The sequence below is a fragment of the Bacillus sp. FH genome, from assembly GCF_052216825.1.
GTDB classification, from domain to species: domain Bacteria; phylum Bacillota; class Bacilli; order Bacillales; family Bacillaceae_G; genus Bacillus_A; species Bacillus_A paranthracis.
In genome coordinates this window covers 1936613-1962958 of sequence record NZ_JBQOUU010000001.1, presented here as the reverse complement: position 1 = coordinate 1962958, position 26346 = coordinate 1936613, and the positions used below count along the sequence as shown (strand labels likewise).

The following is a 26346-nucleotide window of genomic DNA, read 5'->3' as shown; positions in this document are numbered from 1 at the left end:
TGTTTTGTAAAGAAAAAGTTAGATTTTATATAAAAAAACTGCCAGTATTATGGCAGCTGTAAAATCATTTTTGTAGTGATTTATAATATTGGCCTTTTTCAACGTATTGCGTGCGAATTCGCTCCATGTCTTTACGGTCTTCTTCTGTTAACTCACGAACGACTTTCGCTGGACGACCGAAAGCTAATGTATTCGGCGGGATTTTCTTTCCTTGTGAAACGAGGCTTCCAGCACCGATAAAGGCTCCTTCGCCAATTTCAGCACCATCTAATATAATAGATCCCATTCCAATTAAAGCATCTTTCTTAATATGGCAGCTATGTAAAATCACTTGATGCCCAATTGTTACGTCATCTTCTAAAATAAGAGGATATTGCGGGCTTTGGTGGAGTGTACATTGGTCTTGTACATTTACTCGGTCTCCAATAATTGTCGGTGACACATCACCACGTATGACTGTATTAAACCAAATACTTGATTCCTCGCCAATTGTCACATCACCAGTAATGGTTACGTAGTCAGCGATAAAAGCACTACTCGCAATTTTCGGATTTTTTTCTTTGTAAGGATATATCATGTAAAGCCTTCCTTTCCTAGAGACTAGTTTCAGTGTATCAAATTATGAGAAAGAGTGAAATGGAGGAGAGCCGTATGTGGAATTATGAAGCTGAGCAAGCAAAGGCTGTCATCGTTATTGTGCACGGCGCAATGGAATATCACGGACGTTATGAAGCTGTTGCGGAAATGTGGAATCATATCGGCTATCACGTCGTGATGGGGGACCTTCCGTCACATGGAACGACTTCAAGAAATAGAGGACATATTGATTCGTTTGATGAATACATAGAGGAAGTTAAATTATGGGTGAAAGAGGCAAGAAAGTATCGATTACCTATTTTTCTATTTGGTCATAGTATGGGTGGTCTTATCGTCATTCGTATGATGCAAGAGACGAAGAGAGAAGATGTAGACGGCATTATTTTAAGTTCGCCATGTTTAGGTGTATTAGCTGGACCTTCTGCACCGCTTCAAGCTGCCTCAAAAATATTAAATATTATCGCTCCGAAGTTACAATTTGCAACGAATCTTACAGTGGAAATGTCAACGCGTAATCATGAGGTGAGAGATGCGATGGAGAACGATTCATTGTTCTTGCGCAAAGTATCAGTACGTTGGTATAGTGAATTGATTAAGTCTATTGAAATCGCTCATAAAAAAATAGATGATTTTCCAGATGTTCCGCTCTTGCTAATGCAAGCATGTGAGGATAAACTTGTAGATAAAATACGTGTCCGCACTTGGTTTAATAATGTTAAAATAAGTGATAAGGCTTTTAAAGAATGGCCGAATTGTTATCATGAGTTATTAAATGAGTATGAGCGTGATGAAATTTTGAATTATATTCAGTCATTTACTGAAATACGCATCAATAACATAATAGAAACAAATAAGTAAATTATTTGTACATTGAATAGAGGAGATGAAGGAAGAAGTGAACGTACCGAGTAATCCCATAACGCTCATGGCGAAAGTATACCGTGATGTGTTTCCGGTTGTACACCATGAGCTAGCGATGTGGAAAGAGCGTGCCTACCATATTCCGAATGATGAGCTTCATAGTCAGGCAATCGCAAGTATTGAGCATAAAACGTTTCATTGCGAAGGCGGTGGCATTTTAGCACTATTAGCAAATGAACACCGTGAGGAATGTATTCGTTTTATCGTCGCATATCAAACGATTAGTGACTACTTAGATAATTTATGTGATCGCAGTACATCACTTGATCCGAATGATTTTGCCGCACTGCATGAATCTATGTTAATGGCATTATCACCTGAAGTAGAAGGTGGCGGTAATTATTATCGCTATCGTGATGATCAAGATGATGGTGGTTATTTAGATGAACTTGTTGAAACATGCCAAGATGTTTTAAAGAAAACGAAGCACTATGACAAAATTGCTCCTATTCTTCATGAACTTGCTTGTTATTATTGTGATCTGCAAATTCATAAACATGTGAAATTAGAAGAAAGAGAACCAAGATTACAAACATGGTTTGAAGCACATAAAGAAAACTTACCGGAGATGAGTTGGTTTGAATTTTCAGCATGTGCCGGTTCTACGCTTGGAATCTTCTGTCTTGTCGCATATGCCTTTCATGATGAATTACATGATGAAGATATTGCGAAAATTAGACAAGGATATTTTCCTTACGTACAAGGACTTCATATCTTACTTGATTATTTCATTGATCAAGAAGAAGACCGCATCGGCGGGGATTTGAATTTCTGTAGTTATTATGAAAACGAGCAAGTGATATTAGATCGTATGAAACATTTTGTAGAAGAAGCAGAGAAGAGCATTGGTGATTTGCCTCATGCGAAGTTTCATCGTCTCATAAGCCGAGGATTACTTGGTATTTATTTATCAGACCAAAAAGTATCAGCACAAAAGAATATGCACAAAATGGCAAGGCGCATTGTAAAATACGGTGGTCTCACTTCACGATTCTTCTATTGGAACGGGAAGATGTACCGAAAGAAAACGGCGCAGTGATAAAGAAAACCACTCATGTAGAGTGGTTTTTTTGTTATAATATGGTAAAGGTGGTGACAGAAATGAAGCAATTGTTTCAAAAGCTGTATAACCATATTGAAATAACATTACTCGTGCTACTCTCCATTTCATTTGTAACTGGAATGTATATGATGATGAATAAAGCCGGTGGTCCTACAACGATGGATTATGTAGCTCAAGTTATTATTGTATTGATTATTATAGTAGATATTGTCTTTTTAATAAGTGATAGAAAAAAAGAAAATAGTAAATAAAAAGCATTTGTACAAGGGAGTACAAATGCTTTTTTACTATGAGCGTATTTTTGAAAATACATATATAAGAAGTTCAATCACAAAAATAGCTAAAACAGATAGTCCGAATAAAGGCATGACAGCGCCTAGTATAACCATCATGATAAAGAAAACGATTATGCTTTTCTTATCTCTTTGCTTTGGCGGTGCTGCTAATTTTCCTTTCGGCTTTCTTGCTAACCACATTTTTATTCCGTAATAAATAAGAAGTAATAAAGATAATGTCGTTAGTAAGCATAATATTTTATTTGGCCATCCGAATAAATGACCTTCGTGAAGCGGGATACCGTAAGTGAACCATTGCGCAAGTAATCCATAATCACGATAGTCCGTTTTGGAAATGAGCTCTCCGCTATATTGATCAAAATAAGCTGTTATTTCTTCATTTGGTGCAACATGCATACCTGTAATACCAGAACCGCTCGATTTCGAAACAGTGAACACACCTTTTGGATCAGCTGGTAGTGAAATAACATATGGTTTCTTTATTTTAATTCCGTTTCGCAATTCATCGACAGAAATTGCTTTTGGCTCATTCGAATTCGATTCAGGAGGTGCTTCTTTTCTAGTTGCCCACGGCAATTCTTTTACCTTCGATTCAGGAGGTGCCATATACAATTTTGGATATCCGAGTGATTCATTTGACGATGCAATTTTATAAATTTGGTTACCCATAAATCCTGACCATGGCAACCCAGATGCAACTAACAAAACGAGAGGAATTGTAAATATAATACCGATAATAGAATGACGTCGTTTTGCTTTTTCTCGCTTATTGGATGCCGGTGTATTTTTGAATCGGCGTATACTCATGTACAATCCAGTCACAATTAAGAAGATTGTCCAACATGCCGCAAGTTCTACAATGTAGTTAACGACAGTGCCACCAACTAAAAGAGAACTATGTAATTCCCTCATAATATTGGCAAACGTTTCACTTGCGTTTTGATCCCCAACAATTTGATTATTGCTATCTAAATACACATATTTTTGTTGCCCAGTATACTCATTTGCAATCGTAAGTCTCGTATTATAATCCCCATTAAACTCACTAATTTTCGCCACACTATAATGTGGATATTTTTTCTCTGTTAAGGAAATAGAATCAGCCATCGAAATAAATTCTGTTTGAGCACTCTTCCCAAAATATAAATCTTTATAGATGAAATCCTCAACCTCTTCCCGAAATAAATACCCAATTCCGCTCAGTGACAACGTAATAAGAAGCGGCGTAATAAAAAGCCCAGCATAAAAATGCCAACGCCAAAAAATGTAATGAAGCGAACGATTTACTTTCATGCTCTTAGTTCCCCTAACCTTCCCTATATGAATAGATTCCTCATTTTAATATAGCGAGATTAAGTGTGGATACTTTGAAAGAATTGTGAAGAAAGTTAAAAGTTTTGGGGATTTTTATCAAACAAAAAACACATTTCAAAAGTGATGTTTTCTATGTTTATGAAGATCTCTTTGTATTTGATAGATACATCCTAACAACCGCTTTCGCAAGACATTGAGAGGAATCAACAAAATCCTCAATCGCCACCACATTCAAATCGGTACATGCGATAATGGCGGTATCGACTTCCTCTCTCAATTGTAAAACGAGCGCATTCCACAATTCGTGAGCTTTTTCAATCTCTCCAGATTTAATACAAGTAATAATTTGATTAATCATTTCCTGCCATGTTTCATGATGAATGTATTCTATATTCCGCTTTGCAATCCCATCTTGGTAAATACCAGCTTGAACAGTTGCTTCTGTTGCGAGAAGAGCGACTCTTTTTGCAGTTTCAGGAATCGCTTGTAACGTTTCATCAACTATATTCAAAATAGGAATAGAAAGAGATTGCTGTAATTCTTCAAAATAAAGATGCGCTGTATTGCACGGCATAGCGATAAAGCTTGCGCCAGTACTCTCGAGTTTTTGTGCTCCTTCAATAATCGCTTTTTTCATCGCTTCATGATCAATAGGGCGATCCATGTAAAACGGTGTTGGGCACGAGTAAATCATCATATGAGGAAAGTCCATGTCATGCTTTGCTCCGTATATTGTTTGGCACTTTGCTACAACTGTATCGACGAATGGTCCAGTTGATTTTGGCCCCATTCCTGCTAGTATTCCGATCATTGTTTCGTCTCCTTCAATATGTAATTAAAAACGTTTTTTGCGAACGATAAAAAGAAATAAGGTAAATAATAAAAATGAATATACGATAGCCCAAGCTGTGAGCCATAGCGTGTGAGTCAGTATATTATATTTGTATTGTCCAAGCATTAGAAAGCTTTCGACAGGTGGTAAAAACCATAGTAACTCTTTTTTAAACCGGATAGATGCAATCGTTATAAGCAATATAAATGTAAGACTAAGCCAAGCGGTGCTTGCTTTTGGAATCATATTTCTAGTAAATAAAGATGCGATTGAAATTCCAAGTATAGAGAAAGACATATGAGCGAGAAATCCGACTAAAAATAAAGAAACTGTCATTTTTTCATTAAACATTTGCAAAATAATTGGGTAGATTACGGATATAAAAGATAAAACAGTACAAATGAGAAAAGCTGTAATATATTTCCCTACATATAGTGCGGAAATATTATTTGTGTGAGAAATCGTAATTTGTTCTTGTACAGGATCTTCCGTATGAAAAATTGTGACCGTAATCCAGGCAGATAATAAATAAAGCGCGAGAGCTGTTTCTAAATATGTCGGTACAATAGGAGTCGGTTTATATGCATATACAAAAAGTAAGCTCATGAAGTACATCGCAATAGGAGGGACGTACTTATACGATTTTGTATAGTCGAGAAAATGGTAACGAATAAGAGCAAACATAATAAACCTTCTTTCGATTTAAAAGTTAGGTTGTAGCAGTGTGATAGATGCTTTTTTATGCAATAAAAACTGAAGCATTTCGTTTGTATATTCTTTTTCAATTTGTAATTGAATAAGGTTTTGATTTGAATTGTGTGCAACGTGTATAAAACCGGATTGTTTTTGTAGTTCTATCGCTGAAAATGTTTCGTGAACAATTGCTTCAATATAGACTTGTTCTGCTCCTTTTTGTGCAGAGATATTTTCTGTGATTGTATGATTTGCTAACGTCACAATTCTGTCGGCGAAGTTTTCTAGTAGCTGTTTTTCGTGACATGTGAAGAGTATAGATATACCTTGTTGTTTTAATGAGAGTAAAATATGTTCTAATTCTTGCTGAGAGTTAGGATCGAGCCCAGAAAGCGGTTCGTCTAAAATTAATAAATGTACGTCCGTAAGTAACGCTTGCATAATACCGGTTTTTTGTTTCATACCTTTTGAAAAGTTTCGTATAACGGAATGCCTTGCATGAAGTAAATGAAACCTTTCAAGAAGCAGCGGAATTTTATCTTTTACATATTTTGTTGATAAACCGTGAATGCGGCCGAGATGAAATAGATAATCCTCTAATGTAAAACGAATCCCTTCAGGAAAATGTTCAGGTACATAGCCGATTTGTATATGTTCTTTCCTTTGAATTGTCCCTGCCGTATGTGAAATAAAGCCTGCAATTATTTTGAGTAGAGTACTTTTTCCAGTCCCGTTCCCGCCAATAATGGCGAGTGCTTCTCCTTCTGGAATGGATAAATCAATGTTGTCTAGTATAAGTGATTTGCCATACTTCTTTTGAATTCCCTTTAGTTCTACTAGCAAAGTTCTATCCTCCTATACAGTGTATATATCCATTATATAGGAGAATAACAAAAAGACGTGCAGTGAGTGCACGTCTTTTTTTGTTATGTTTTGTCGATAAGTCGATATAGTGTGTCGAATCGTCGATATATCGAAAAAATCGTTGATATATTCGAAGTTACGATAGATATAATTGAAAAATCGTCGATATATTTATCGCTTCTCAATCGCTACAATAAATGGCGGGTTATTTTGTTGGTTAATGAAGCCGTAGCGCAGTACGTGTGCTTGTTTTTGGTCTAATTCTTCGGCAAATTTGAGAACAGCGTCCCGTTCTACTTGTCCTTCTGGATGTCCGTGGTAAATAACAAGGACGATGATTCCTTCAGGTGCCATTACTTCTAGTAATTGTTCGATCGCTGAAATTGTTGAGTTCGGTTTTGTAACGATATGTTTGTCTCCGCCTGGAAGGTAACCTAAGTTGAAAATTGCGCCTGTTACTTTTCCTTTTGCATCTTCTGGTAATACGGATAGAAGTGTATCGTGACTATCGTGAACTAAAACAGTACGTTCGAAAAGTTCTTTTTCTTTTAAACGAGTTGTTGAGCTTTCAATTGCCTCTTTTTGAATATCAAATCCAAATACTTTTCCGTTATCGCCAACGATTTCAGCTAGGAAGCATGTGTCATGCCCGTTTCCTAAAGTTGCATCTACAGCGTAATCGCCTTCTTTTACTGCCGTTTGCAAGAGAGTGCGAGCAAACGGTAATACACGTTCTAATTTCATTTTTGTTTCTCCTCATTTGCATATTTTCCTTGCCAGCTTCCGCGGCGTACAAATTCTGCATCGATGGAATTTAATACTTCCCATTTATTTAAGCTCCACATTGGACCAATCATTAAATCAGGTGGACCGTCACCTGTGATGCGGTGCACAATTACGTCCTCTGGAATGATTTCAAGTTGATCAACAACGAGACTTACGTAATCCTCAAGAGAAAGGAACTCGAGTTGTCCTTTTTCATATTGCTTCACCATTGGCGTTCCTTTTAGTAAGTGAAGTAAGTGGATTTTAATTCCTTGTACGTCAAGCTTTGCTACTTCACGAGCTGTTTCCATCATCATGTCGTAATCTTCAAGTGGAAGGCCGTTAATAATATGAGAGCAAACTCGAATACCATGCTTACGTAATTTATTTACGCCTTCCACATAAGACGGATAATCGTGAGCGCGGTTAATAAGGTTTGCAGTTCGTTCATGAACAGTTTGTAGTCCGAGTTCAACCCAAAGATATGTGCGTTTATTTAAGTCCGCTAAATATGCAACGACATCGTCTGGTAAACAATCTGGACGAGTTGCGATAGAAAGACCGACAACGTCTTTTTCAGCTAGAAGCGGTTCGAATTTTTCTTTTAATACTTCAAGTGGTGCATGTGTATTTGTGTAAGCCTGAAAATAAGCGATACATTTTCCATCTTTCCACTTTGAGTGCATTTTTTCTTTCATTTCATGATATTGCGTTATAACATCATCGCGGCGATCGCCAGCGAAGTCACCAGATCCAGCAGCACTGCAAAATGTACAACCGCCATAAGCAACTGTACCGTCACGGTTCGGACAATCGAAGCCAGCATCTAATGAAACTTTAAAGATTTTTTCACCAAATTCATTTCGTAAATGGTAATTCCATGTATGATAACGTTTATTGTCGTTCGTATATGGAAAAGGGTTTTGAACCTTCATTACTTTCCCTCCTAAGCCGAGTCAAAATGAAACAAAATCCATTATAACATACTCATAAGGTTCATATGGAAGGGACACACTAAAGGGGAATTGAAGCAAGGAGGGACAATTATGGCAGAGCGTCAATCACTTGAATCGTATATTACACAAGCGGAACAAGCGGTGGAATATGCGAAAGAACAATTAGACCAAGGCATGAGACAAGAGCATTACAATACGATGGAGTATTCGGATGCGCAGTTACAATTAGAGCAAGCGTATAACGATTTACAAACGATGCAACAACATGCGAATGATGAGCAACGTGAGCAATTAAATAGAGCACGTATGGCAATTCGCCAATTGCAACATCAAATGATTATTACACCGCACTAATAAGGAGTGAATGTAATGGCGAAACGATCAGATCAAAATAACCCAGAGCAAAAAACGCAAAATGGACATAACGCTGAGTTTTCGAATGAGCTTGATCCAGTTGTTCAAGTGAAACAGCGTAACAGTAAAAAAGGACAACCTCAAAGATCGAAACAATCAGAGTAGACCAGGTCGCAATATGACCTGGTTTTATTTTGTTATATGACAATAATGTAAGATTTCTGTAAGGTTTGTCGATAGTTGCGAGCCGTTTTCTCCAGTAGAGTAAGGAAGGGTTAAATTTTATACAAGGAGTTGCTTTATGGGGAACAATATGACAAACAAACGAATTGATGAGTTAGATTACATTCGTGGCTTCGCATTACTGGGGATTATTTTAGTAAATATTCTTGCACTACTTAACATTAAAATTCCAGATCCTAATACAGTGGATGCTAGTTATCAAAGGTTTTTATACTTATTTGTAGAAGGTCGTTTCTTCTCAATCTTCTCATTCTTATTTGGAGTGGGATTCTATATCTTTATCTCTAGAGCAATTGCAAAGGGGAAAAATGGATATGTTTTATTTTTAAGCCGCTTAGTTGCACTATTTATTTTCGGTTTGATTCATCAAATGTTTCAGCCTGGAGAAGCATTAACGTTATATGCAATTTGCGGGTTGATCGCTTTACCATTTTATAAAGTGAAAAAACAAGTGAACTTAGTTATTGGTCTTATTTTAACAATTGCCTTTAGCGTAATGGGTGCTAAGGAACTATTGCCACTTGGCTTAATTTTATTAGGGCTTGCTGCAGGACAATATCGTGCATTTGAAAATCTTGCGCAAAATATAAAGAAAGTCGCTATTTTTACAGGTGTTATGTTTGTTTTAAGTGTCGTAGCTGTATGGTATCAATACGGGCACGTGCCTGCTGATCCATTTGTAAATATGATACTAATGAATGAGGACGGAACAATGGATGCTGCAAGCCAATTTTTAAAAATTGGCTTGCAGTTGGACCAATCATTTCAGCTTTCTATGTTGGAGCATTAATTTTACTACTTCAATTAAAACTAGTTCAAACATTGTTAGCGCCACTGAAATATTATGGTCGTATGGCTTTAACGAATTATATTGGACAAACTGCAATGATTTTAATCGCAGGAAGTGTATGTAACTTTGCAGGTAACTTAACTTACATGCAGACGTTATATGTGTGTATTGCAATTTATGCAATTCAAATTGTGTTTAGTGTGATTTGGATGAAAATCTTTAAAATGGGTCCATTAGAATGGATTTGGCGTGTTATTACGTATTGGACGGTAACGCCTTTAAAGAAATAAAGTGAAACTTTAATTAGTGGGGGTTTTACTGCCCATTAAAGTGGGATAAAGAGAGAAGTGGGCTGTTCCTTTTGTGGAACAGCTTATTTTTATTGTCAGCTTTTGTCGATAAGTCGATATATTTTGAAAATCGCCGATATAATTTCAGTTACCGATTCACTATTTCACTAGTATTAATAGCCAAGCTTACAAACACACCTTTTTTATCTTACAAAAGTGTAAGGTAATTGTAATGTTAACAAATAGCAGTTCATCTCCAAAAGGCGCAAAATAGGTAATGGAAAAACAAGCGTAGGAGGATATATATGACGAAACCAGTTGTAGACGTGAAAAACGTTCAAAAAGTGTACGGTAAAAAAGGTGAGAACCAATCACATGCATTAAAAGGTGTATCATTCTCAATTCAAGAGGGTGAGTTTGTTGGCATTATGGGACCATCTGGTTCTGGTAAAACGACATTATTAAATGTAATTTCAACGCTAGATAAAGCAACGGGCGGTGTTGTTGAAATTGCGGGAACGGATATTACAAAAATGAAGCAAGGTGAGCTTTCAGATTTCCGTTCACAAAAGTTAGGATTCATCTTCCAAGACTTTAACTTATTAGAGAATTTATCTATTTACGAAAACATTGCACTTCCACTTTCTCTTCAAGGTGTCTCGTCGCGAAATATTGGGCCAAAAGTAGAAAAAGTAGCAGATATGTTAGGCATTTCAGCTATTCTTCAAAAGTATCCATCTGAAGTATCTGGTGGACAAAAGCAACGTTCAGCAGCGGCACGTGCGTTAGTGCATGAGCCAGCAATTATTTTAGGGGACGAGCCAACAGGAGCGCTTGATTCTAAAAATGCAGCGAGTTTACTTGATGCGATGACAAACTTAAATAAAGAGCAAGGCGTATCTATTATGATGGTTACACATGATCCGTATAGTGCAAGTTACTGTCAGCGTATTTTATTCATTCAAGATGGTGAGCTATATAAAGAAATTCATCGAGGCGGTACACGTGAAGAGTTTTATAAAGAGATTTTAGATGTGCTAGCAGACTTAGGCACACAAAAAGCGTAAGAAAGGAGGTTCTAAGGCATGTTATTCAAACTTTCCATGTCAGGACTAAAAAGTAAGCTGAAAGATTATATCGTCTTACTTGTTGGTCTTGTCATGTCGATTTCAATTTTTTATATGTTCCAAACGTTAGCACTAAATAAAGCGTTTATTGAATCCAACTCAGTTATTCGATCAATTGGATTTGTATTCCAAGCAGGTTCATTTTTACTTGCTATTATAACGTTCTTCTATATTTTATATGCGAACTCTTTCTTATTATCTCTTCGTCAAAAAGAGTTTGGTATGTATATGATGTTAGGAGCAAAAAAGCATAAAGTTACATTACTTATGTTTATCGAAACAATCGTATTAGGCGCTGCGTCTCTTGCGATCGGTATTACAGTTGGTGTAGGACTTGCAGAAGGTATCGGACAGTTATTAATGAAACAATTAGAGTTTGTTGGTGAAGGCTATAAAGCATTTTACCTTCCATCAATGACCGTTACTTGCATTTTCTTCTTAGCACTATTTGTATTATCAGCAATTATGAATAGTATTAAGTTATCACGTATTTCTGTACTGCAACTTGTACATGCAGATGCACAAACAGAACGTGTTGCGGTAAAAGGAAAAATGACAGGTGTAGTTGCATTCCTAGCGGTTATTTTATTAGGCATTGGCTATGCATCGATGATTTACATGGAAAAACTAAGAGAAATGGGAATCCTTATTGCATTAGTGACAACAACAGCTGGTACTTACATGTTATTTGGATCACTTCTTCCTGTTATTATTAAAAAGTTAAAAAGTAATAAAAAGCGTAGTGAAAAAGGGCTTAACGCTTTTACATTTGCACAATTAAACTTCCGTATTAATAGCTTAACAAAGGTACTTGCAACAGTAGCGATGTTAGTTGCGCTTGGAGCCGGTGCCATTTCAGGTGGTATGGCGTTTAAAAATAACGTTATAAAAATGGTTGATGGTTTCGTAATATATGATTCAGTAGTTCATAATCCAACTGCTGAAGAAAAGAAAATTTTAGACGATATTACATTTAAAGAGAAAAGCGAATATCGTTACAAAGTAGATGATAAATACGTTTATTATGTAAAAGAAGATTTAGAGAAAAATCGTCCTTTAGTAAAAGATATGTCAAATATCAAATCAATGAAGGATATAGTGAACACGAAAAAAGTTTCAGAGGAACTACCAGTGGGTGCAGTTTCTAGAGAAATGAATGAAAAAGGTGCGAGTGCTAAAGAACTTCCACAAGAATGGGACGAGGCTTTCAGAACAATCGAGCCATTCTACGTACATGAAGATCATGCAATTAAAATTGTAGATCAAAAAATGTACGATACTGTAAATGGTAAAGAAGGAATTGTATTTACTGGAAAAACAGATGATTTTGAAGCGCATAAAAAAGAATGGAAAAAACTTGACGAGTTGCAGCTAGATAAATATAAAAATGTAAAAGCTGAAAGATTAGATAGTAAATATCAAGCTTACGACATGTTCTATGGCGTTGCGAGCGGAACAGTGTTTATGGGATTCTTCCTTGGAATTGCTTTCTTAGCAATGATGGCAAGTTGTTTAATGTTCAAAATTCTTTCTGGTGCATCAAAAGATATTACACGTTATCAAATGCTTCGTAAAATCGGGGTGCGCCGTGAATTATTAACGAAATCCATTTATAAAGAGTTATTCTTAGTCTTCTTATTCCCAGCAATTGTAGGTATTGCTCACGTATTAGTTGGTATGAATATTTTCGGATTTATTTTAATCGATCCGTACTTCCGTATTTGGGTACCAATCATAATTTTCGTAGTTATTTACACGATTTATTACTTCATTACAGTTCAATTGTATAAAGGAATTGTTCTTCCGAAAGAAGATTAATAAAAACCGAGCGAAATTGCTCGGTTTTTATTATTTTCAGAAAAAATACTTTAATGTTACTGAAATATATAATATAATGTAAATAAGTAACATAATATAAAAGTAGAAGCAACTGGATAAGGAAAGGAGGAATCCGATCTGTAGAAAGAGGCTGAACTTGTATCCCACTATTATTCCTACCCCCTATTGTATTTGCACAATTATAAATTTCCGAACCTAAAAGTATATTGTAAAAATAATGGATAATACATGGAAATCTCATAGCGTGATAAGGTAAAATGGACAACATGATGAGAAAATTACCGTTCATAAGATGAGGAGAATACATGTATGGAAGTTGTAGAGGCATTAAAAGATATAAGCCAAATTGAGGCGATGAAAAAGTATTTAAAAGAGCACTCACAGCGAGATTATCTTTTATTTGTTATTGGAATTAACACAGGATTAAAGATTACTGAGCTACTTAGTATGAAATTTGAAGAGGTATTAAATGAAGATGGAACTGTTAAAGAGTTTTATTCTCTTCCTGTGAAAGATGAAAAGTTTAAACAAGATATTTATTTAAATACAAAAGTAAAAGAAGCACTTTTAGAGTACGTACAATCTATTGATGTGAAAAGAGAAAACTACGTATTTCAATCTAATAAAACGAAAAATTCAATTACACGTCAACAAGCGTATCGTGTCATTCATAATGCTGCTGAAGCGGTTGGGATTGTTGGTAAAATCGGAACAAACTCAATGAGAAAAACGTTTGGATTTCATGCATACAAAAGAGGGATAGCGATTGCACTATTGCAAAAGCATTTTCATCACGCGACACCTTCAGAGACATTAAAGTATTTAGGAATCTCAAAAGATGAAGAATTTAAAACCGAGATTGATGTTGATTTGTAAAAGCCGTAACTAAAAACTTTAGGAGGCGGGAATATGAATATTCGAGAGAGTGAATTACCGGGCATTGGATGTAAGTTTGAAGTAATTACAAAAGGTAATGAAAAGCTGGTTATTGTTATTCACGATGATGGCCGAAGAGAAATGTATCATTTTGATGCAGATCATGATGAAAGTATTTCAAGTATTTCTCTTCGTGATTCTGAAGCGAGACAAATTGCGGCTATATTAGGCGGAATGGTATATAGACCGCAAGCTTTAGACACAATTGAGATGGCTTTTGAAGGACTATCAATTGAATGGTTTAAGGTGGAAAATAACGCACCAGTCGTACAAAAAACAATTGGTAGCTTACATGTCAGAAAAACATATAACGTAACGATTATTGCTATTTTAAAAAAGAATATGAAGAAATTCTTTAATCCAGGACCAGACTCTATTATTGAAGCTGGCGATATGCTCGTGTTATCGGGCGCGAGACATGAAGTGAAAAGAATTATTAATGAATTGCTTTCAGCAGGAGGTGATTCATAATCGATGGATACTTTAATCTTTGAAGTTGGAACTGCGTTAGTATTAGTAGCTTTTGCAGCCATCCTCGCTGCGAAGTTAAAGTTCTCGATTATTCCGTTTCTCATTATACTCGGTATGTTAGTGGGGCCTCATGCCCCCGATTTAGGACTTATCGATTTAAGGTTTATTGAAAGCGGAGAAGTTATTTCATTCCTCGGCCGTGTTGGCGTCATATTCCTCCTATTCTACTTAGGCTTAGAATTCTCAATTAAAAAATTAATTAAATCAGGAAAGTCGATTGCTTTTGGGGGGACTGTTCACATATCACTTAATTTCTTATTAGGTTTGCTTTATGGATATGTGGTGGGATTTCCCTTATTAGAGACGTTAATTATTGCTGGAATCATTACAATTTCATCAAGTGCAATTGTTGCAAAAGTCATTGTTGATTTAAGAAGATCTGGTAATAAAGAGACTGAATTAATATTAGGAATCATCATGTTTGATGATATTTTTTTAGCTGTATATTTATCGGTCGTTTCAGGGTTAGTACTCGGTGGTGCCACATCATTTGTAGGTGCTCTTACATCGGTGTTAATCGCAGTAGGGTATATGCTACTATTCTTTGTAATCGCTAGAAAAGCTACGCCGTTTTTAAATAAAATATTAGATATTTCCTCAAATGAAATTTTTATTATCGTAATATTCGCTATTTTATTCTTCGTAGCAGGATTTTCAGAAACGATTCATGTCGCTGAGGCAATTGGAGCGTTATTGTTAGGACTCGTCTTTTCTGAAACAGAGCATAGTGATCGAATTGAGAAACTCGTTGTCCCATTCCGTGATTTCTTTGGAGCCATATTCTTTTTCAGCTTCGGTTTAAGCATAGATCCGTTTTCCCTTGGAGGAGCAGTGTGGTTGGCATTAGGAGCAGTGCTCATTACACTCATCGGTAATTTTACAGCTGGAATGATGGCGGGACGTAAAGCCGGGTTATCGCATAAGGCTTCTACGAATATCGGTTTAACACTTGTATCGCGTGGAGAGTTCTCCATTATTGTTGCTAATATCGGCATTGCGGGTGGCTTAATGGCAGCGATTAAACCGTTCTCTGCTTTATATGTTTTAATATTGGCATCGTTAGGACCGTTATTAACGAAAGAGTCTGGGAGAATATACTCTCTACTAGATAAGGTATTTAAATGGAGTGCGAAAGAACGTGCAAAGCGAGAAAAGGAAGTCGGATAGTATAAAGAGGCTGCATGAACTTCATGCAGCCTCTTTATATAGTGTTGCTGTTGTCGTTTTTTGTCGGTAAGTCGATATATTTTAATAATCGCTGATATATTTCGAGAATCGTCGATATATTTCCAAAATCGCCGATATATTTTCAAACAGCAATCAATATAATTTCATTTACCGACAAACCATTATCTGAATTTCATCAACTATTAATCAGTTGCCTTCCTATTTAAAAACGACTACAATTTTACTGTTATAGATGAACGAAAAAATAGAATAGGAGGGGAGACTATGCCAAGGAAAGTATGGCTATTAGTAGCTGGGATGATTATTAATGTCACGGGTGCTTCTTTTTTATGGCCTTTTAATACAATTTATTTGCATGATCACCTAGGAAAATCTTTATCTGTGGCCGGAATGGTATTAATGATCAATTCGCTTACTGGTGTAATCGGAAACTTGCTCGGCGGTGTTTTATTTGATAAATGGGGCGGTTATAAATCAACTTTAGTAGGGATTGTCATTACACTCGTATCGATTTTAGGTCTTGTGTTCTTCCACGGTTGGCCATTATATGTTGTATGGCTAGCGTTAATCGGTTTTGGTTCTGGAATGGTCTTCCCATCGATGTATGCGATGGTTGGTACGGTTTGGCCAGAGGGCGGAAGACGAGCATTTAATGCGATGTATGTTGGACAAAACGTTGGTATTGCGATCGGAACAGCGTGTGGTGGATTAGTTGCATCGTATCGTTTTGATTATATTTTCTTAGCAAACTTTATTTTATACTTTGTTTTCTTCTTAATTGCTTTTATTGGATTCCGTGGTATGGAAGACAAAAAAGAGCCAGGAGTACAAAAAGAAGTGGAAACGAAAAAAGGTTGGTCGCTTACACCTGGATTCAAAGCACTTCTTATCGTATGTGTAGCATATGCTTTATGCTGGGTTACATACGTACAATGGCAAGGAGCAATTGCAACACATATGCAAGAGTTAAATATTAGTCTTCGTCACTATAGTTTATTATGGACGATAAACGGAGCGATGATCGTTTGTGCACAGCCACTAGTTAGTATGTTAATTCGCTGGATGAAGCGTTCGTTAAAACAACAAATTATGATTGGGATTCTTATTTTTGCAGTGTCATTCATTGTATTAAGTCAAGCGCAGCAATTTACGATGTTCCTCGTTGCGATGGTAACATTAACAATTGGTGAGTTATTCGTATGGCCAGCAGTTCCAACGATTGCAAATATACTTGCGCCAAAAGATAAGTTAGGGTTTTATCAAGGTGTTGTAAATAGTGCGGCGACTGTAGGGAAAATGTTCGGGCCGGTCGTTGGCGGAGCAATTGTGGATTTATACAATATGGAAGTATTGTTTATAGCAATCATGGTAATGCTTGTAGTAGCGCTTATCGCAACGAGTATTTATGATAAACGAGTAAAAGTAGAAGAAACAGTTGAAGAAAAAATTGCAGTTTAGTTTGACGGAACATGTTCACATGTTTTAGAATATATTTAAATAAAACAACCTTTAGAACAAGGGAGATAGCTCGGCTGTCTTAAGACGAATTCGTTAGTTAGTAAAAGTAACGATTAACCGAGAAGCCCCGCTTTAAGTAAGCTCTTTAGAGATACGAAGTGGAGGGTAGTTCAAATTAACTCATATGTGTAATAACAGTGAGAAGGAGTAGTAGTAATAGAAGCTGGTTTAGAGAGTTGACGGTCGGTGCAAGTCAATCCACGTTTCGTTATGAACTCGCCTTTGAGTTGCAGTTGTGAAACTAATAGTAGCAATTGCCGTTAATCCACGTTACGGATCTAAGCGAATGTATATTTGTACATTAATTTAGGGTGGTACCGCGGGAATCTATAACCTCTCGTCCCTTTCTAGGGATGAGAGGTTTTTTGTATTTTGGGCGGTGAAAATAAATAGAATTTCAAGGAGGGTATCTCATGAGCTTTAATCATCAAGAAATTGAGAAGAAGTGGCAAGGGTACTGGGAAGAGAATAAAACATTCCGTACGCCAGATGAGACAGAAAAACCAAAATTTTATGCACTAGATATGTTCCCATATCCATCAGGTGCAGGCTTACACGTAGGACATCCAGAAGGTTATACAGCAACAGATATTTTATCTCGTATGAAGCGTATGCAAGGATATAACGTTCTTCATCCAATGGGATGGGATGCATTCGGTCTTCCAGCAGAGCAATATGCACTTGATACTGGAAACAGCCCAGCTGAATTTACAGAGCATAATATTAATACATTCCGTAACCAAATTAAATCATTAGGTTTCTCTTACGATTGGGACCGTGAAGTAAATACAACAGATCCAAACTACTACAAGTGGACACAATGGATCTTCCTAAAACTATTTGAAAAAGGCTTAGCTTACGTTGATGAAGTACCTGTAAACTGGTGCCCAGCACTTGGTACAGTACTTGCAAACGAAGAAATCATTGACGGTAAGAGTGAGCGCGGTGGACATCCAGTTGAGCGTCGTCCGATGAGACAGTGGATGTTAAAAATTACAGCTTACGGAGATCGTCTATTAGAAGATCTAGATGAGCTTGATTGGCCAGAAAGCTTAAAAGATATGCAACGTAACTGGATCGGTCGTTCTGAAGGTGCCGAAGTACATTTCAACATCGATGGTACAGACGAGAAGTTCACAGTTTTCACAACGCGTCCTGATACATTATTTGGTGCAAGCTACTGTGTACTTGCTCCAGAACATGCACTTGTTGCTGACATTACAACTGCTGAACAAAAAGAAGCTGTAGAAGCTTACATTAATTCTGTAAAAATGAAGAGTGATTTAGAGCGTACAGAACTTGCGAAAGAGAAAACTGGTGTATTCACTGGTGCTTACGCAGTTAACCCAGTAAATGGTGAGAAATTACCAATCTGGATCGCTGATTACGTTCTTGCAACTTACGGAACAGGTGCTGTAATGGCAGTTCCAGCTCATGATGAGCGTGACTATGAATTTGCATCAACGTTCAATCTTCCAATGAAGGAAGTTGTAAAAGGCGGAGACATTACGAAAGAAGCATACACAGGTGATGGTGAACACGTAAACTCAGCATTCCTTGATGGTTTAAATAAAGAAGAAGCAATCGCAAAAATGATTGAATGGCTTGAAGTAACGAGCGCAGGAAATCAAAAAGTAACATACCGTCTACGTGACTGGTTATTCAGCCGTCAACGTTACTGGGGTGAGCCAATTCCAGTTATTCACTGGGAAGATGGCACAATGACAGCTGTAAAAGAAGAAGAATTACCATTAGTTCTTCCGAAAACAGACAACATCCGTCCTTCAGGTACAGGTGAATCACCACTTGCTAACATTGACGAGTGGGTAAATGTTGTTGATCCTGAGACTGGTAAAAAAGGTCGTCGTGAAACGAACACAATGCCACAATGGGCTGGTAGCTGCTGGTATTACTTACGTTACATCGATCCAAACAATAGCGAAGCACTTGTAGATCCTGAAAAAGTAAAACAATGGCTTCCAGTTGATATTTATATCGGCGGAGCAGAGCACGCTGTACTTCACTTACTATATGCTCGTTTCTGGCATAAAGTATTATACGATATCGGTGTAGTTCCAACGAAAGAGCCGTTCCAACAATTATTCAACCAAGGTATGATTCTAGGTGAAAACAACGAGAAAATGAGTAAATCAAAAGGTAACGTTGTAAACCCTGATGATATCGTAGCAAGCCACGGTGCAGATACACTTCGTCTATACGAAATGTTCATGGGACCATTAGATGCTTCAATCGCTTGGTCTGAAAATGGTCTTGACGGAGCTCGTCGTTTCCTAGACCGCGTATGGCGCCTATTCGTTCAAGATAACGGTGAATTAAGTGAGAAAATTACTGATGCACCAAATAAAGAGCTTGAAAAAGCTTACCACCAAACAGTGAAGAAAGTAACAGAAGACTATGCAGAGCTTCGCTTCAACACAGCGATTTCTCAAATGATGGTATTCATCAACGATGCATACAAAGCTGAAACGCTTCCGAAAGAATATGTAGAAGGTTTCGTAAAAATGATTGCACCAGTTGCACCTCACATCGGGGAAGAGCTATGGAGCAAACTTGGATACAATGAAACAATCACATATGCAAGCTGGCCAACATTTGATGAGTCTAAACTTGTAGAAGATGAAGTTGAAATCGTTGTTCAAGTTATGGGTAAAGTTCGCGCAAAACTAACAATGAGTAAAGACGCATCAAAAGAAGAAATGGAACAACTTGCACTTGAAGCAATTAAGGACCAAATTGAAGGGAAAACAGTTCGTAAAGTAATTGTAGTTCCTGGAAAACTTGTTAACGTTGTTGCAAACTAATGTATTCTAAATAAAAGCTCAGAGTATTTATGCTCTGAGCTTTTTTGTGTAGAAAATAATTTCTGGATCACCTTAGTCTAAGCTTTCAATTATTCCACTACGTACAAATAAAAGAGCGGAATTCCAATACAGACAAACACCTATTTTTCTATAGGAAATATGATAAAAAAGGTAGGCTAAATTGAGTAGAAGAGGTGAAAGGAATGAAAGGGATGGACAATAATGCACCACATGGCTTTTTCGGAGGTGGATCGGATAGTTATGAACAAATGATGTTAATGGGAGGCGGACAACAAGGGTATGGCGGAATTCCGAGCTGGATGGGTGGAACACCTGGAGGATTTTCCACATCAGTAGCTGGAGCACAAACTGGAATGCCTACAGTAACAGGAGGCTTTCCATCATCAGTAGCCGGAGTGCAAACAGGAATCCCAACATTTGTAGGCGGAGCAGCGGGAGGAGTACCAGTAGGCGTACCAACTACATTCCCATCTTTCGTTGGAGGAGTACAAACAGGATTTCCGGTACCGGGAGTAGGTGTTGTGGCAGGCGGAGTAGGTGGTTATCCACAAGGTTTTTACGGTCACCATGGCCACCACGACGGTCATCATGGACACCATCATCAAGGTCACCATGGCCATCATGGACATCACCACCACCAAGGTCACCATGGCCATCATGGACACCATCACCACCAAGGTCACCACGGTCATCATGGACATCATCAACAACAAGTACATCACCACGGACACCATCATATACATCCGCAGGCTGTTCTTTATCAAATTCATCAAGATCACCATGGCCACCATGGTCACCATGGCCACCACGGCCACCAAGGTCAACATGGCCATCAAGGTCACCACGGCCACCAAGGTCAACATAGCCATCAAGGTCACCACGGCCACCAAGGTCAACATGGCCATCAAGGCCATCACGGCCACCAAGGTCAACATGGTCATCAAGGTTACCAAGGCCAACAACATCAACAACATCAACAATACCAACAGTATCAACAACAATCTTCTCCTTGGACAGGTGGAATTGGAGCAGGAGGAGCGGGGGCAGCGGCAGGAGCGGCTAGTATTAGTGGAGCAGCAGGGCACGCTGGACACGTGGGACATTAATGATTGCCAGAAAAAAAGACATAATAAAAAACTGCTAGGAAATCCTAGCAGTTTTTTTCAGCTTCTTGGCGTTGACGTTCGATTTCAGCACGAAGTTGTGGTTCTGGTGCTTGCCAGCCCTCTGGTTTTAGAATTTTGCCGTCACCTTCGCGGAATCGAGGTTTCCCGTCAGGGAATAGTTTTGCCATGTTTGCGTTATTTACAATTTCGAATCCTTTATCAGGACGTACGCCCATTTCGGCAAACGTGCCGAATGCAAAGTAAATAAGGTCAATTAGTGCATCGTATTGATCTTCAACAGTCGTTGCCTCTAGAAATTCTTCTAGCTCTTCTTGCATAAAACTCGCACGGATTTTTGCACGTTCTTCTGTTAATTTTGTTGGAGTATTTGTTACGGGATGTCCGAATACTTCATGCATTTTTGCAACAAGTTCGTACCCTTTATCTAAACCTTTTTCGTTTGTCATGTTGTTTCATCCTTTCTCGCTTAGTGCCGAATCTCATTGTAACATAAGGTGATTATGAAATGAAAAGAACATCTTATAGAAAATAAGATGCTCGCCTGTTATTCTTCTTTCTTAATTAAAATGGATAAAATAAGATCGATGCCAAACATACCAACGAGCAACATTGGTATAACGACAAGTAAATAACGTGTGAAGGAAACATTTTTTAAGTATGTATGAGCAAATAAAAAGACGCCGAGAAATAAAATACCATTTAAAATAGGCTTTACTAATTTTTTAGACATAAGCTCCCCCATAAATATCTTCTCTCTCTATCTAAAATAAAAACTCCTCTTTCCGTTGTATCATGCCGGGAAGAGGAGTTCAATCATTTCTCATTCAATTACACCAGAATTTGTAATATTTACAGTGTATTTTATATGAATTGGAACATCTTTGTACATTTTTCTCCACTCTTCTAATTTGAAGGGACGGTAATGGTGTTTATATTTTGCTCCTAGCCCGAGGGGATCGACATTTAAAGATTTAAACTGCTTAATTAACTTAGCAGCTTGTTTATCTAATTGCTTTTGAACATCTTTTTCAATGTTTTTTGTGTTTTTATTATTTTCTAAGTTAATTTGTTTTGATAGTTCTTGAATACGTGCATCAAGATGAACGTGAATGAAAAAAGAAGGCTTCCCGTTTTTAATCTTTATATCGTAATATGGAATGGAACGAATGTTGTTAACCACTACGTATGCAGAATCCGTTTTAAATTCATGTGAATCTAATTTATGTTTCTCTAATAGTTCTTTAAAGATGAACATATCTTTTTCCGCAATTTTACCGATATATTTATCCTTTTTAAAAAGACCAATTCCGGTAATTTTTATTTTATCACCATGCTTCTTTAAAATGGGAATATAGTAGTCTTGTCCTTCTTGATAATAACGGAATGCTCCTACATGTAGGTTATCCGTTGGTAAAGGACCGGTCTCCATATTATGTTCTAGCAATTTTTTTATATAAATTGCAACGTTGTATGAAGTCGAATATTTGCCTTTTAAAAGTTCAGTACCATTCCCCTCTAATAAAGCAGCATATAAAGCGTTCCCTATATTCACATCTCGAAGTAATGTATCGAATGAAGTAGCCATTCCTGTTTTAGCAAGTCTTATCGTATATAGAGCGACACGCATTTGTCCGCTAGCAAAAGGTTGAGAAGATTCTAACGATGTATCTGCTTTTACTTGTTTTACCGCATTTGCAGTTCCTTCAAAAACTTGAACTTTATTTCCCTTTTTCTGAATGGGGCAAACGAATGTCACTTTTACTTTATTATCTTTTGCAACGTCAAATACGGTTCCTTGAATAAGTTGTACATCATCGATAATGTTTTTTTGTAAACATCCCGTTAGACTGAAGAATGTTATACAAGAAATAAGTATTAATTTGCTTGTGCTTTTGATTTTTTCCATTTTCTTTTCACCCACACAATGATAAATAGGATTGGGATGTATACATAAATGAGCCAAAAACTAACTTTTGCTGCATTACTAATAAAATTGTTAATATCGTGCCTGTTTGTTAAAAGTTGTGAAACAATAAGCGTGATAAAGAAAAAAGCAATTAAAATACCTCGTTGTTTTACACGAAATATTTCGTGAGTTGCTCTCATTGACGCCCATAAAGGGAGGATAAAACTTGAAATAATAACAAGTGCATAGCCTGAAATTGCAATATATTCGAGTCTTTCTATAAATGGTAATTGAATGACTTGGGTCATAGAAAGTTGGGCCCATATCGTTTTTAACAATTGTTTTTCACTAAAAAAAGAAAAGGCTAAAAGGGTGCTAAATAGATATAGAAGATTTGAAAATAGTGCTCCGAGCTGAGCGTATTTATGAGATTGCATAGGCTTTTTCACAAATGGATACACCATGAGGTAAATCTCAAAACCGGTCATACTGTAGATTGACAGTTGAGCGGATTTTAAAATGTCTGAAAAAGAATGTGTAAATATAGGTAGTAAATTATCCCAATGTGAGTATTTCAAAACGAATAAACTTAGAAATAAATATCCTAATGTACCACCAATAGAGATGACGCAAATACCGGTAATTACACGAAATCCAGAAGAGATAATGTAATAGCTAACTAAGCACAAAAAGAGTGTTAACATAAAGGTGGAAGCGGTAGGAAACATCCATACTTGAATAATTTCAACATACGTTCGAATAACCGAAATACTGACGATTAAAAAATAAGCTGCAAAGATGATATTAAAGACATTTCCTATCCACTTTCCAAACGTTTGCCTTTGTAAATCAATTAAATTTCCATTTGTTTCTTTTAATAAAAAATACATCATCCATATAAGGAGATGGATACAGAGTCCTGTGATTACAACGCCCATCCATCCGTCATATCCAGCGGCCTTTGCGATGATTCGAGCGAAGCCGAGAACGCCAGCACCGAACTGTGCACCGTGAATTAAGAAGAAAACGAAGATAGGAGATATTTGATATTTTTCTTGAACTTTACTCATCGAATGCACCTCATTTCTTAATCATCAAAGTCTGATCTATGTTTTGTTGAAATTCCTTTCGCTGCTTTTTTTACATGTTGTGGCCTTGCTTGTACATCCCGTGTATCAATCATTGTTAAAGGGAAACGGATCCAAGAATCTTTAACAGATTGTTGTCTTGTTGGGTAGAACAAAGCGTACGGCTTGCGTAAAGAAGTAAGTCTAAATAGGTGCGTAAATAAGAAGATAAATCCAAGTGAAATCCCGAAAAGTCCTCCTATTTCTGCAAATATGAGAAACGGGAAACGTAGTAATCGAACCGCATTACCCATTTTATAAATAGGTGTAATAAAGGAAGCGAGTGCTGATAAGGCAACGATAATTAATAAAATATTACTCGTTAAACCAGCTTGTACAGATGCTTGTCCGATTACGATACCGCCTACAATACCGAGCGTTTGACCAACTTTCATCGGTAACCTTGCCCCAGCTTCTCTCAGTAAATCGATTGCGAGTTCTAAAAAGAGTGCTTCGATTAAAGGCGGGAATGGTACTTGCGCCCTTGATAAAATTAAAGTTTCAAGTAAATCACTCGGAATGAGTTCATAATGATAATTTAAAACTGCAACGTATAACGGTGTAGCACATATAGAGAATAAAACGGAAATAAGACGTAAAACCCTTGAGAATGTAGCGTATAGCCAAGAGACGTTGTAGTCTTCTGGTGAAATGAAAAAATCGAAATAGGATACAGGTGTTAGTAAAACACTTGGAGAACCGTCCACAAAAATAGCGATTTTCCCATCGATTAGTGCTTTTGTAACTCTATCAGTGCGTTCTGTATTGATATAGAGAGGGAAAATCGACTTTTCTCCCATCAATTCTTGTAAATAAGCACTATCATTAATTTGATCATATTCAAGAGCACGTAAAGACTCCTCTAGAAAATCAACATTATCTTTTTCAGCAAGGTTGTCTAAATACATCATGACAACTTTTGTTTTGGAAAACTCACCGATAATCATCTCTTTTGTTTGTAAATCTAAAACAGGAAGACGTTTTCGTACTAAATTTATGTTTGTATCAATATCTTCTACAAAACCTTCTTGCGGACCAATAACAGTCGATTCATTTAAAGGAGGAGTTGGTGCACGATAATTATCAATTGCAATATTTGCGAGCATACATTTTTGATCTTGTTGATTTACTTGAACAATCGCATGCCCCTTTAAAACCATGTCCTCAATTTTTTGTAAATCGTTCGTAATTGTAATGCCGCTCATCGGAATATGTTCCTTCAGCTCTTCTAGTGATGCGTTAGGTCGTTCTAAAAGAGTGGGCATTAAATATTTTTGTAATTTCTCTCCATCAAGCGAAGGACGATAGTAAGAAATCCAATAAGGCATCGTTTCGTCGTCGGATGTATGATAATTCACAAAATCACTAGACTTTTTCAGCTTCTCTATTAAATCTTGTAAAGAATGAATACGATCTTTTTCTGGTTTCGAAAAATCATAAATACTATTCCCTTTAGAATTTTGTTGCTTATCCTGATTTGAGTTGTCTTGTTTAGAGTGTTGCTGTTGACCCTGATCGGAGTCGTTCTGCTTAGAATGCTTCTGTTGCCCTTGATTCGAGCCGTCTTGCTTAGAGTGTTGCTGTTGATCCTGATCGGAGTTGTTCTGCTTAGAATGCTTCTGTTGCTCTTGATTCGAGTCGTCTTGCTTAGAGTGTTGCTGTTGACCCTGATCGGAGTCGTTCTGCTTAGAATGCTTCTGTTGCTCTTGATTGGAGTCGTCTTGCTTAGAGTGTTGCTGTTGACCCTGATCGGAGTCGTTCTGCTTAGAATGCTTCTGTTGCCCTTGATTGGAGTCGTTTTGCTTAGAGTGTTGCTGTTGATCCTGATCGGAGTTGTTCTGCTTAGAATGCTTCTGTTGCTCTTGAGAAGATTCATCTTGTTTAGCACTTTGTTGCTGATTTTGATTCGATTGATTTTGCTGCTTATCTTGAGAAGATTCCTTGTGTTCCTCTTTTTTTGCTCGCTATTGTTACCTTTATTATGTTTCGTACTTCTAGTCTGTTCTTTGTTGTCGTCCTCTTGATTGTTAGGTTTTTGCTCCGAATTATCTGTTTCGTTTTTCTCTGTTGTATTTGATTTTTTTTTCTTACGTAGCCAATTCCAAATCATATGTATGCCCTCTTTAATTGTGTAATATAGTGCTATTTTGTGGCTAATTTTGTATATTATTCATTTATTTATGAAAAGAAGGAGGAGATGGGTTTGCATAGAAAAAATCTTTTAGT

General features: G+C 37.0%; 24 protein-coding genes, 2 pseudogenes and 1 other annotated feature. Of the genes and pseudogenes, 14 read left to right on the top strand and 12 right to left on the bottom strand.

The window, feature by feature from the left end:
- Positions 1 to 64: 64 nt before the first annotated feature.
- Positions 65 to 577 carry a gamma carbonic anhydrase gene (locus ACTT1L_RS10420; RefSeq protein WP_000640211.1) on the bottom strand — a complete coding sequence of 171 codons (513 nt, stop codon included), beginning with the start codon at positions 575 to 577 and terminating at the stop codon, positions 65 to 67.
- A 74-nt stretch (positions 578 to 651) separates the two neighbouring features.
- Between ACTT1L_RS10420 and ACTT1L_RS10415 the strand changes: the two genes are divergently transcribed.
- From ACTT1L_RS10415 to ACTT1L_RS10405, 3 genes are read left to right on the top strand one after another with little or no spacing between them, the layout of a single operon-like run.
- Positions 652 to 1455, top strand: coding sequence for an alpha/beta hydrolase (locus ACTT1L_RS10415; protein WP_442821897.1), 804 nt, complete (start codon positions 652 to 654; stop codon positions 1453 to 1455).
- A 37-nt stretch (positions 1456 to 1492) separates the two neighbouring features.
- Complete coding sequence (locus ACTT1L_RS10410; protein ID WP_001102457.1) at positions 1493 to 2557, top strand: tetraprenyl-beta-curcumene synthase family protein; 1065 nt, start codon at positions 1493 to 1495, stop codon at positions 2555 to 2557.
- A gap of 41 nt (positions 2558 to 2598) precedes the next feature.
- Positions 2599 to 2832 carry a hypothetical protein gene (locus tag ACTT1L_RS10405; RefSeq protein WP_001998481.1) on the top strand — a complete coding sequence of 78 codons (234 nt, stop codon included), beginning with the start codon at positions 2599 to 2601 and terminating at the stop codon, positions 2830 to 2832.
- A gap of 36 nt (positions 2833 to 2868) precedes the next feature.
- Here ACTT1L_RS10405 and ACTT1L_RS10400 read toward each other — a convergent pair whose 3' ends face one another.
- The 6 genes from ACTT1L_RS10400 to ACTT1L_RS10375 all read right to left on the bottom strand — a co-directional run bounded on the left by ACTT1L_RS10400 (position 2869) and on the right by ACTT1L_RS10375 (position 8280).
- Positions 2869 to 4170, bottom strand: a complete 1302-nt coding sequence (locus ACTT1L_RS10400) for a PepSY-associated TM helix domain-containing protein (RefSeq protein WP_442821896.1) — start codon at positions 4168 to 4170, stop codon at positions 2869 to 2871.
- Between the two features lie 157 nt (positions 4171 to 4327).
- A complete protein-coding gene (locus ACTT1L_RS10395; protein ID WP_076873764.1) occupies positions 4328 to 5002 on the bottom strand; it encodes an aspartate/glutamate racemase family protein in 675 nt (224 codons plus the stop codon).
- Positions 5003 to 5026: 24 nt separating this feature from the next.
- Positions 5027 to 5707, bottom strand: coding sequence for a hypothetical protein (locus ACTT1L_RS10390; protein ID WP_061132017.1), 681 nt, complete (start codon positions 5705 to 5707; stop codon positions 5027 to 5029).
- 18 nt (positions 5708 to 5725) lie between these two features.
- On the bottom strand, positions 5726 to 6559 hold the full coding sequence (locus ACTT1L_RS10385; protein WP_000959708.1) for an ABC transporter ATP-binding protein: 834 nt from the start codon (positions 6557 to 6559) through the stop codon (positions 5726 to 5728).
- 192 nt (positions 6560 to 6751) lie between these two features.
- On the bottom strand, positions 6752 to 7324 hold the full coding sequence (locus ACTT1L_RS10380; protein WP_000764489.1) for a class I SAM-dependent methyltransferase: 573 nt from the start codon (positions 7322 to 7324) through the stop codon (positions 6752 to 6754).
- Complete coding sequence (locus ACTT1L_RS10375; protein WP_061536613.1) at positions 7321 to 8280, bottom strand: TIGR01212 family radical SAM protein; 960 nt, start codon at positions 8278 to 8280, stop codon at positions 7321 to 7323. Before ACTT1L_RS10375 ends, ACTT1L_RS10380 begins: the two co-directional genes overlap by 4 nt.
- Positions 8281 to 8391: 111 nt before the next feature.
- Between ACTT1L_RS10375 and ACTT1L_RS10370 the strand changes: the two genes are divergently transcribed.
- From ACTT1L_RS10370 to ACTT1L_RS10320, 11 genes and pseudogenes are all read left to right on the top strand, one after another.
- Complete coding sequence (locus ACTT1L_RS10370) at positions 8392 to 8655, top strand: YtzC family protein (RefSeq protein WP_000840869.1); 264 nt, start codon at positions 8392 to 8394, stop codon at positions 8653 to 8655.
- A 15-nt stretch (positions 8656 to 8670) separates the two neighbouring features.
- Positions 8671 to 8820 (top strand): hypothetical protein, encoded by a 150-nt coding sequence (locus tag ACTT1L_RS10365; protein WP_001129345.1) that lies wholly within the window; start codon positions 8671 to 8673, stop codon positions 8818 to 8820.
- Between the two features lie 136 nt (positions 8821 to 8956).
- Positions 8957 to 9978, top strand: a pseudogene (locus ACTT1L_RS10360) (DUF418 domain-containing protein).
- A 305-nt stretch (positions 9979 to 10283) separates the two neighbouring features.
- The gene (locus tag ACTT1L_RS10355) at positions 10284 to 11045 is read left to right on the top strand and encodes an ABC transporter ATP-binding protein (protein WP_075311174.1); all 762 of its coding nucleotides are present in this window, start codon (positions 10284 to 10286) and stop codon (positions 11043 to 11045) included.
- Between the two features lie 18 nt (positions 11046 to 11063).
- Entirely contained in the window at positions 11064 to 12923 is a 1860-nt protein-coding gene (locus tag ACTT1L_RS10350) for an FtsX-like permease family protein (protein WP_442821895.1), read from the top strand.
- Between the two features lie 330 nt (positions 12924 to 13253).
- Positions 13254 to 13820, top strand: a complete 567-nt coding sequence (locus ACTT1L_RS10345) for a tyrosine-type recombinase/integrase (protein ID WP_000454218.1) — start codon at positions 13254 to 13256, stop codon at positions 13818 to 13820.
- Positions 13821 to 13853: 33 nt separating this feature from the next.
- The gene (locus ACTT1L_RS10340; protein WP_001026041.1) at positions 13854 to 14351 is read left to right on the top strand and encodes a cation:proton antiporter regulatory subunit; all 498 of its coding nucleotides are present in this window, start codon (positions 13854 to 13856) and stop codon (positions 14349 to 14351) included.
- A 3-nt stretch (positions 14352 to 14354) separates the two neighbouring features.
- Entirely contained in the window at positions 14355 to 15578 is a 1224-nt protein-coding gene (locus ACTT1L_RS10335) for a cation:proton antiporter (protein ID WP_000380205.1), read from the top strand.
- A 285-nt stretch (positions 15579 to 15863) separates the two neighbouring features.
- Positions 15864 to 17057: an MDR family MFS transporter gene (locus ACTT1L_RS10330; RefSeq protein WP_001137564.1), complete on the top strand. Its 1194-nt coding sequence runs from the start codon at positions 15864 to 15866 to the stop codon at positions 17055 to 17057.
- Positions 17058 to 17245: 188 nt separating this feature from the next.
- Positions 17246 to 17465, top strand: a binding site (T-box leader).
- 65 nt (positions 17466 to 17530) lie between these two features.
- Positions 17531 to 19939 carry a leucine--tRNA ligase gene (leuS, locus tag ACTT1L_RS10325; protein ID WP_000009457.1) on the top strand — a complete coding sequence of 803 codons (2409 nt, stop codon included), beginning with the start codon at positions 17531 to 17533 and terminating at the stop codon, positions 19937 to 19939.
- Between the two features lie 203 nt (positions 19940 to 20142).
- Positions 20143 to 21066: a hypothetical protein gene (locus tag ACTT1L_RS10320; RefSeq protein ID WP_076873767.1), complete on the top strand. Its 924-nt coding sequence runs from the start codon at positions 20143 to 20145 to the stop codon at positions 21064 to 21066.
- A 44-nt stretch (positions 21067 to 21110) separates the two neighbouring features.
- Here ACTT1L_RS10320 and ACTT1L_RS10315 read toward each other — a convergent pair whose 3' ends face one another.
- The 5 genes and pseudogenes from ACTT1L_RS10315 to ACTT1L_RS10295 form a co-directional block, all read right to left on the bottom strand.
- Positions 21111 to 21533 carry a hypothetical protein gene (locus ACTT1L_RS10315; RefSeq protein ID WP_000180554.1) on the bottom strand — a complete coding sequence of 141 codons (423 nt, stop codon included), beginning with the start codon at positions 21531 to 21533 and terminating at the stop codon, positions 21111 to 21113.
- Between the two features lie 98 nt (positions 21534 to 21631).
- Entirely contained in the window at positions 21632 to 21817 is a 186-nt protein-coding gene (locus ACTT1L_RS10310; protein ID WP_000038783.1) for a hypothetical protein, read from the bottom strand.
- A gap of 90 nt (positions 21818 to 21907) precedes the next feature.
- Complete coding sequence (locus tag ACTT1L_RS10305; protein ID WP_000411398.1) at positions 21908 to 22993, bottom strand: Ger(x)C family spore germination protein; 1086 nt, start codon at positions 22991 to 22993, stop codon at positions 21908 to 21910.
- A complete protein-coding gene (locus ACTT1L_RS10300; protein WP_000049063.1) occupies positions 22963 to 24063 on the bottom strand; it encodes a spore germination protein in 1101 nt (366 codons plus the stop codon). Before ACTT1L_RS10300 ends, ACTT1L_RS10305 begins: the two co-directional genes overlap by 31 nt.
- 17 nt (positions 24064 to 24080) lie before the next feature.
- Positions 24081 to 26230, bottom strand: a pseudogene (locus tag ACTT1L_RS10295) (spore germination protein).
- Positions 26231 to 26346 lie beyond the last annotated feature (116 nt).

Bases quoted from the DNA above. Each gene is read 5' to 3' on its own strand.
- ACTT1L_RS10370 (WP_000840869.1), top strand. From the start codon at position 8,392: ATGGCAGAGCGTCAATCACTTGAATCGTATATTACACAAGCGGAACAA.
- ACTT1L_RS10400 (WP_442821896.1), bottom strand. From the start codon at position 4,170: ATGAAAGTAAATCGTTCGCTTCATTACATTTTTTGGCGTTGGCATTTT.
- ACTT1L_RS10390 (WP_061132017.1), bottom strand. From the start codon at position 5,707: ATGTTTGCTCTTATTCGTTACCATTTTCTCGACTATACAAAATCGTAT.
- ACTT1L_RS10350 (WP_442821895.1), top strand. From the start codon at position 11,064: ATGTTATTCAAACTTTCCATGTCAGGACTAAAAAGTAAGCTGAAAGAT.
- ACTT1L_RS10420 (WP_000640211.1), bottom strand. From the start codon at position 577: ATGATATATCCTTACAAAGAAAAAAATCCGAAAATTGCGAGTAGTGCT.
- ACTT1L_RS10335 (WP_000380205.1), top strand. From the start codon at position 14,355: ATGGATACTTTAATCTTTGAAGTTGGAACTGCGTTAGTATTAGTAGCT.
- ACTT1L_RS10395 (WP_076873764.1), bottom strand. From the start codon at position 5,002: ATGATCGGAATACTAGCAGGAATGGGGCCAAAATCAACTGGACCATTC.
- ACTT1L_RS10380 (WP_000764489.1), bottom strand. From the start codon at position 7,324: ATGAAATTAGAACGTGTATTACCGTTTGCTCGCACTCTCTTGCAAACG.
- ACTT1L_RS10375 (WP_061536613.1), bottom strand. From the start codon at position 8,280: ATGAAGGTTCAAAACCCTTTTCCATATACGAACGACAATAAACGTTAT.
- ACTT1L_RS10315 (WP_000180554.1), bottom strand. From the start codon at position 21,533: ATGACAAACGAAAAAGGTTTAGATAAAGGGTACGAACTTGTTGCAAAA.
- ACTT1L_RS10330 (WP_001137564.1), top strand. From the start codon at position 15,864: ATGCCAAGGAAAGTATGGCTATTAGTAGCTGGGATGATTATTAATGTC.
- ACTT1L_RS10310 (WP_000038783.1), bottom strand. From the start codon at position 21,817: ATGTCTAAAAAATTAGTAAAGCCTATTTTAAATGGTATTTTATTTCTC.
- ACTT1L_RS10405 (WP_001998481.1), top strand. From the start codon at position 2,599: ATGGTAAAGGTGGTGACAGAAATGAAGCAATTGTTTCAAAAGCTGTAT.
- ACTT1L_RS10300 (WP_000049063.1), bottom strand. From the start codon at position 24,063: ATGAGTAAAGTTCAAGAAAAATATCAAATATCTCCTATCTTCGTTTTC.
- ACTT1L_RS10340 (WP_001026041.1), top strand. From the start codon at position 13,854: ATGAATATTCGAGAGAGTGAATTACCGGGCATTGGATGTAAGTTTGAA.
- leuS (WP_000009457.1), top strand. From the start codon at position 17,531: ATGAGCTTTAATCATCAAGAAATTGAGAAGAAGTGGCAAGGGTACTGG.
- ACTT1L_RS10415 (WP_442821897.1), top strand. From the start codon at position 652: ATGTGGAATTATGAAGCTGAGCAAGCAAAGGCTGTCATCGTTATTGTG.
- ACTT1L_RS10305 (WP_000411398.1), bottom strand. From the start codon at position 22,993: ATGGAAAAAATCAAAAGCACAAGCAAATTAATACTTATTTCTTGTATA.
- ACTT1L_RS10345 (WP_000454218.1), top strand. From the start codon at position 13,254: ATGGAAGTTGTAGAGGCATTAAAAGATATAAGCCAAATTGAGGCGATG.
- ACTT1L_RS10355 (WP_075311174.1), top strand. From the start codon at position 10,284: ATGACGAAACCAGTTGTAGACGTGAAAAACGTTCAAAAAGTGTACGGT.
- ACTT1L_RS10365 (WP_001129345.1), top strand. From the start codon at position 8,671: ATGGCGAAACGATCAGATCAAAATAACCCAGAGCAAAAAACGCAAAAT.
- ACTT1L_RS10320 (WP_076873767.1), top strand. From the start codon at position 20,143: ATGAAAGGGATGGACAATAATGCACCACATGGCTTTTTCGGAGGTGGA.